At 52.5% G+C, this 765-nt stretch carries 1 protein-coding gene; it reads right to left on the reverse strand.

Features of this window, described 5'->3' with window-relative positions; all coding sequences use genetic code 11:
* Positions 1-207: 207 nt before the first annotated feature.
* The coding region (locus tag K5E19_RS23130) for a TetR/AcrR family transcriptional regulator (protein ID WP_221553270.1) at positions 208-765 on the reverse strand (558 nt) is incomplete at its 5' end.

Here is a 765-nt window from a genome sequence, read left to right on the forward strand (position 1 = left end):
GTGCATTATCGCAACCGGTCAGGAGAAATAATGCCGCGATGGCGGTTGTTAGGGTTTTCATACTTTTTTCCAGGGTGAACGACGCCTGTCCCGTTAATGGCTTAACGAGATGAGGAGGTTTTAAGGCACAGCGATGCCGCATCTCCGCGATTCGCGGAAATGAAAAAACGGGAAATAGCTATTTCCCGGTGATGAGTTCAGGTTTAATTAATTCACAATGAGAAGCATATTGAGTATTTCCCGATAAATTTTTTCTAATTCTTCTGCTGATACTTTTTGTGGGGTTAATCGACGATAGATGGAGCCTTCCATCATCACGGCGATAATTTCCACGCAGCAGCGAATGCGCTCGTCGCTAAGGTTCGGGCACTGTTTTTTCAGGTGCTCGCAGGCGTTGGCAAACATGCGCGCGTCGGCTTCCACCAGCATCGCCGCAACCAGCGGATTGCGGGTCGCTTCGGCAGACATTTCCAGCATCAGCGCATCGTCGTCTTCGCTCAGAGTCTGGCGCCAGGCAAGGATCTGCGGCATGCGGTCGGTCTGGGTTTTGCCTTCCATCTCGGCGATGCGGTAGTCGATAATGCGGCGGATCATCTCTTCGATAATGGCATCTTTATTGCTGAAATAACGGTAGATTTGCCCGACGCTCAGCTTCGCCTCGCTGGCGATTTGCGACATGCTGGCACCGTGAAAGCCGCTCGCGCGAAAGCAGCGCCGCGCCGCGGTGATGATCTCGTCCTGCCGTAGTTTCTGCCGTTCTTCAAG

Source organism: Enterobacter sp. RIT637 (genome assembly GCF_019718755.1).
In the GTDB taxonomy this organism is placed as follows: domain Bacteria; phylum Pseudomonadota; class Gammaproteobacteria; order Enterobacterales; family Enterobacteriaceae; genus Enterobacter.